General features: G+C 47.9%; 3 protein-coding genes, 4 tRNA genes and 1 rRNA gene. 7 read left to right on the forward strand and 1 reads right to left on the reverse strand.

The window, feature by feature from the left end; genetic code table 11:
- The first annotated feature begins 10 nt into the window (after window positions 1-10).
- From rrf to birA, 3 genes are all read left to right on the forward strand, one after another.
- A 5S ribosomal RNA gene (gene rrf, locus EHN07_RS20010) occupies window positions 11-126 on the forward strand.
- Between the two features lie 150 nt (window positions 127-276).
- Window positions 277-1,305 (forward strand): UDP-N-acetylmuramate dehydrogenase, encoded by a 1,029-nt coding sequence (gene murB, locus EHN07_RS20015; RefSeq protein WP_124025760.1) that lies wholly within the window; start codon window positions 277-279, stop codon window positions 1,303-1,305.
- Window positions 1,302-2,264, forward strand: a complete 963-nt coding sequence (birA, locus tag EHN07_RS20020) for a bifunctional biotin--[acetyl-CoA-carboxylase] ligase/biotin operon repressor BirA (RefSeq protein ID WP_124025761.1) — start codon at window positions 1,302-1,304, stop codon at window positions 2,262-2,264. The genes murB and birA overlap by 4 nt, the downstream gene beginning before the upstream one ends.
- 29 nt (window positions 2,265-2,293) lie before the next feature.
- On the opposite strand, the gene coaA is transcribed toward birA, so the two are convergent.
- The gene (gene coaA / locus EHN07_RS20025; RefSeq protein ID WP_208647010.1) at window positions 2,294-3,244 is read right to left on the reverse strand and encodes a type I pantothenate kinase; all 951 of its coding nucleotides are present in this window, start codon (window positions 3,242-3,244) and stop codon (window positions 2,294-2,296) included.
- Between the two features lie 570 nt (window positions 3,245-3,814).
- On the opposite strand from coaA, the gene EHN07_RS20030 reads away from it, so the two are divergent.
- The 4 genes from EHN07_RS20030 (at window position 3,815) to EHN07_RS20045 (ending at window position 4,258) form a co-directional block, all read left to right on the forward strand.
- Window positions 3,815-3,890: transfer RNA gene (locus EHN07_RS20030), tRNA-Thr, on the forward strand.
- A 10-nt stretch (window positions 3,891-3,900) separates the two neighbouring features.
- Window positions 3,901-3,985 (forward strand) — tRNA-Tyr (locus tag EHN07_RS20035).
- Between the two features lie 117 nt (window positions 3,986-4,102).
- Window positions 4,103-4,177 (forward strand) — tRNA-Gly (locus tag EHN07_RS20040).
- Window positions 4,178-4,182: 5 nt separating this feature from the next.
- Window positions 4,183-4,258: transfer RNA gene (locus tag EHN07_RS20045), tRNA-Thr, on the forward strand.
- Window positions 4,259-4,390 lie beyond the last annotated feature (132 nt).

The raw sequence follows: 4,390 nt of genomic DNA on the forward strand, positions 1-4,390 counted from the left end.
ACAGAATATGCCTGGCGGCAGTAGCGCGGTGGTCCCACCTGACCCCATGCCGAACTCAGAAGTGAAACGCCGTAGCGCCGATGGTAGTGTGGGGTCTCCCCATGCGAGAGTAGGGAACTGCCAGGCTCCAAATAAGTGGAAAGCCCTGTACTGACGTACAGGGCTTTTTGCTGTCTGCGATTTATGCAACTGCTCCTTCCTGTCTCCCTTCACACAAGCCAATCCCTGGCATATAAGGTAAACTAACCGGGTTTAAACTCAGGAAAGATACCCAACATGAGCGCTTCTCTTAAACCCTTTAATACATTCGGTATTCAGGCCAAAGCTTCACAGATTGTCATTGCTGAAACTATACAGCAGCTAAAAGAAGCCTGGAGTGAGACAGTCGCTAAAAATATACCGGCTTTGATCCTGGGAGAGGGAAGTAACATTCTCTTCCTTGAAGACTATTCTGGTACGGTCATCATCAACCGTATTTCAGGTATTGAGGTTACCGAGCAAGATGATGCCTGGTATCTTCACGTCGGAGCGGGTGAAAACTGGCATCGGCTGGTTGAATATACTTTGCAGCAAGGTATGCCGGGGCTTGAAAACCTGGCTTTGATTCCGGGGTGTGCAGGCTCTTCACCCATTCAGAATATTGGTGCTTACGGCGTTGAGCTTAAAAGCGTCTGCCACTATGTGGATTGCGTTGATTTACTCAGTGGTGAGATGCATCGCCTGACTAATTCGCAGTGCCAGTTTGGCTATCGTGACAGTATTTTTAAGCATGCATATCAGGATCATTATGCAATCGTAGCGGTAGGGCTGCGTTTAGCGAAAGTGTGGCAGCCAGTATTAACCTATGGCGATCTGACTGGCCTGGAGGCAGAAAAAGTTACCCCACTGGAAGTTTTTAACGCGGTTTGCCACATGCGCAGCACAAAACTTCCGGACCCGCGTATTAACGGAAATGCAGGTAGCTTCTTTAAGAACCCGGTGGTTGCTGCCGAGCAGGCGGAAGCATTGCTTGCGACCTTCGCGACACTTCCGCACTATCCTCAGGCTGATGGTTCAGTAAAACTGGCCGCAGGTTGGTTAATCGATCGCTGCCAGCTGAAAGGTTATCAAGTTGGCGGGGCTGGGGTGCATCAACAGCAAGCGCTGGTGTTGGTCAATGTAAATAATGCATCCAGCCAGGATATTGTCGATCTGGCTCATCACGTTCGTCAGTGTGTTGGGAAAAAATTTAATGTGTGGCTGGAGCCGGAGGTCCGTTTTATCGGAGCAAAAGGTGAAGTTAGCGCAGTGGAGACCATTGCATGAAAGATAATAAAATTCCCCTCACGCTGATTAGCATTCTTGCTGATGGCGAATTCCATTCTGGCGAGCAATTAGGCGAACAGCTTGGTATGAGTCGCGCAGCGATAAATAAGCATATTCAAACATTAAGAGACTGGGGAGTGGATGTTTTTACCGTCCCGGGAAAAGGCTATAGCCTCCCGAATCCTATCCAGCTGCTTAATGAAGAGCTGATAAAAGCACAAATTGAAACGGGGTCAGTTGCGGTACTGCCGGTCATTGATTCTACCAATCAATATCTGATGGACAGGCTGGAAACACTGCACTCTGGAGATGCCTGCATTGCTGAATATCAGCAGGCTGGCCGCGGCCGCCGTGGCCGCCAGTGGTTTTCGCCATTCGGCGCCAATCTCTATCTTTCAATGTACTGGCGACTTGAACAAGGCCCTGCGGCTGCCGTGGGGCTGAGCCTGGTTATCGGCATTGTCATGGCGGAGGTGCTGCGTGAGCTGGGCGCAGAAAATGTCCGGGTTAAATGGCCTAACGATCTGTACCTTAATGACCGTAAGTTAGCCGGTATTCTGGTCGAGTTAACCGGTAAAACAGGTGACGCCGCACAAATTGTTATCGGCGCAGGTATTAATCTTGCTATGAGTAATATGGCGAATGACATGATTAATCAGAGCTGGATTAATCTTCAGGAAGCAGGCATTCATATAGATCGTAACGCCTTAGCCATTAAAATAATAAAAGAGCTACGTCAGGCATTATCTCTCTTTGAAGAGGAAGGCCTGGTGCCGTTTTTACCGCGTTGGGAATCATTGGATAACTTTATTCATCGCCAGGTTAAATTAATTATTGGTGATAAAGAAATCTATGGTATTTCAAGAGGAATTAACGAACAAGGCGGGCTGTTATTAGAACAGGATGGGGTAATTAAACCCTGGGTCGGCGGGGAAATATCCCTGCGTGGCGTAAATTAAAAGAAAAGGGGGTTTTGCGCCCCCATTCTTTATTTTCTGAGACGTACGCACTCGACCTCATGGTTTGCGCTTTTGGTCATAATCAGACTAGCGCGCTCACGCGTTGGAAGAATGTTTTCTTTAAGATTCAGCCAGTTAATCTCTTTCCAGAGTTGTAATGCGACATTCACAGCTTCCTCTTCTGAAAGCTTTGCATAGCTGTGGAAATAGGAATCCGGGTCGGTAAATGCACCTTCACGGAACTTCAGGAAGCGCGTAATATACCAATCCTGTAGCAGATCTTCTGGCGCATCGACATATATCGAGAAATCGACAAAATCCGATACAAATACATGATGTGGATCGTGTGGATAATCCATGCCGCTTTGTAAAACATTTAACCCTTCAAGAATTAAGATATCAGGCTGGGCAACTGTCTTATCCCCATCAGGGATCACATCATAAATCAGGTGAGAATAAACCGGGGCCGTTACATTTGGCGCGCCTGATTTAATATCAGAAACGAACTTCACCAGACGATGCATATCATAGGATTGTGGGAATCCTTTTTTCTTCATCAGATTGCGTTCTTTCAACACCTTATTCGGATGCAGAAAACCATCAGTGGTGATCAACTCTACGCGCCGGTGTTCAGGCCAGCGGCTAAGCAAGGCTTGCAGTACGCGTGCCGTAGTGCTTTTCCCTACCGCAACACTGCCCGCAATACTAATGACGTAGGGAATACGCTGCCCATTAGTGCCCAGGAATTGTTCTAACACCGCCTGGCGGCGCAGATTGGAACTGATATAAAAATTCAGTAGACGCGAGAGCGGCAGATAAATTTCGGCCACTTCCTCTAAAGAGAGATCCTCATTAATGCCTTTCAACCGGGTGATTTCACCTTCGCTCAGCGTCATCGGTACTGATTCACGCAGGGCTGCCCATTGGCTGCGGTTGAACTGCATATAAGGAGTCGTCAACATTTGCTCTTTATTACTCATAAGCATGCTTCTGCCTGTAATTCAGGACAAAAATGAACGTAGTACGCAGACTGAGAAAAGAGGACTCATCTCAGGTAATCAAAGGCGTGCAACGTATATTACTTTTCACAATGGGCAGGAGGGTAACACCAGATGAAGGAGAATAATAAGAAAAAAACATAGTGGGAGATGCTTTCAAAGCAAAGCAACCCATTGATGCCAGCCCTTAACTCGCGATGCACTACATAAGAGGAACCGTTTTTATCATGCTTCCTTCTTTACGGGCATCTCACCGTAGCGATGCAAAGCATAGATAATGGGCATAACAGGTATTTTCAGGCGCAAAAATAGAAACTCGCCTCAAAAGTGCGCCAGCTGAGTGCCCTGCTACGTGGCGCGGGAGGTAAAGAAAAGGATGTTGCCACTGTCTCTCCAGCTCACGATGCCATTGGGCGTACAAAAACCACTCGGGAATGCTGCTTAATCCACCAGTTTTACGAGCTATCGCGCAAAATATAGGCGGTAGTGCATTTTCTTTAATTTTTTTGTTGCATCGCGGGGCCGGTCTTCCTAGAATGCGCGCTACTTGATGCCGACTTAGCTCAGTAGGTAGAGCAACTGACTTGTAATCAGTAGGTCACCAGTTCGATTCCGGTAGTCGGCACCATCAAGTGCCAGGTGGGGTTCCCGAGCGGCCAAAGGGAGCAGACTGTAAATCTGCCGTCATCGACTTCGAAGGTTCGAATCCTTCCCCCACCACCATTTTCAGGCCGCGCAGTGCGTAGCCCGAGACGACAAGAACCAACTAGTCGGCTCGAAAGCTGAGGAGCCTTTCCTCAGTTGAATACAGAATTTAAGCAGGTAGCCGAGTTCCAGGATGCGGGCATCGTATAATGGCTATTACCTCAGCCTTCCAAGCTGATGATGTGGGTTCGATTCCCACTGCCCGCTCCAGATGTGCTGATATAGCTCAGTTGGTAGAGCGCACCCTTGGTAAGGGTGAGGTCGGCAGTTCGAATCTGCCTATCAGCACCACCTCCTTTATCCTTCCTGTTTCTCTTCTGTTAATAAATTCAACAAATTCAGGCTTGCGCCTGGTTGATGTGGTGATATCACCGATTTATCCGTGTCTTAGAGGGACAATCGATGTCTAAAGAAAAATTTGAA

Origin of the sequence: Buttiauxella warmboldiae (genome assembly GCF_003818135.1) — a bacterium.
Lineage (GTDB): Bacteria > Pseudomonadota > Gammaproteobacteria > Enterobacterales > Enterobacteriaceae > Buttiauxella > Buttiauxella warmboldiae.

Excerpts from the sequence above, each read along its gene's own strand:
- murB (WP_124025760.1), top strand. The coding sequence starts at position 277 with ATGAGCGCTTCTCTTAAACCCTTTAATACATTCGGTATTCAGGCCAAA.
- birA (WP_124025761.1), top strand. The coding sequence starts at position 1,302 with ATGAAAGATAATAAAATTCCCCTCACGCTGATTAGCATTCTTGCTGAT.
- coaA (WP_208647010.1), bottom strand. The coding sequence starts at position 3,244 with ATGAGTAATAAAGAGCAAATGTTGACGACTCCTTATATGCAGTTCAAC.